This window comes from Streptomyces bicolor, from assembly GCF_000719285.1.
Lineage (GTDB): Bacteria > Actinomycetota > Actinomycetes > Streptomycetales > Streptomycetaceae > Streptomyces > Streptomyces bicolor.
Genome location: NZ_JOFS01000132.1, coordinates 1 through 327, shown reverse-complemented (window position 1 = coordinate 327; position 327 = coordinate 1). Strand labels below are relative to the sequence as shown.

At 67.6% G+C, this 327-nt stretch carries 1 pseudogene; it reads right to left on the bottom strand.

Features of this window, described 5'->3' with window-relative positions:
* Positions 1 to 290 (bottom strand): annotated as a pseudogene (locus IF78_RS0142970) (ABC transporter permease); the annotation flags it as partial.
* Positions 291 to 327: the final 37 nt, after the last annotated feature.

Below are 327 nucleotides of genomic sequence, written 5' to 3'. Positions count from 1 at the left end.
GTCCAGATGTAGTCGAGGAGGGTGCCCTGCAGCCAGGATGCGCGCAGTTCGCCCCACACGTCGGCCGGTGCGGGGAGCTTGGTCGGGTCGTCGACGATGCCGGAGGAGACCAGGAACTGCCAGACGCCCAGCACGAGGGCGATGGCGACGATGGGTGGCAGGATCTTCTGGGTCAGGGTCTTGCGGAACGGGGTGCGGCTGGTCTGGACCGTTTCCAGGGCGTCCAGGCCGGCTTCGAGTCCGGCGAGGTCGTTGCCGTCCTTGGCGGGTGTCGTGTCAGTGCTGGCCATGGCGGCGGATCTCCCCACGCAGTTCTTCGGTGATCTC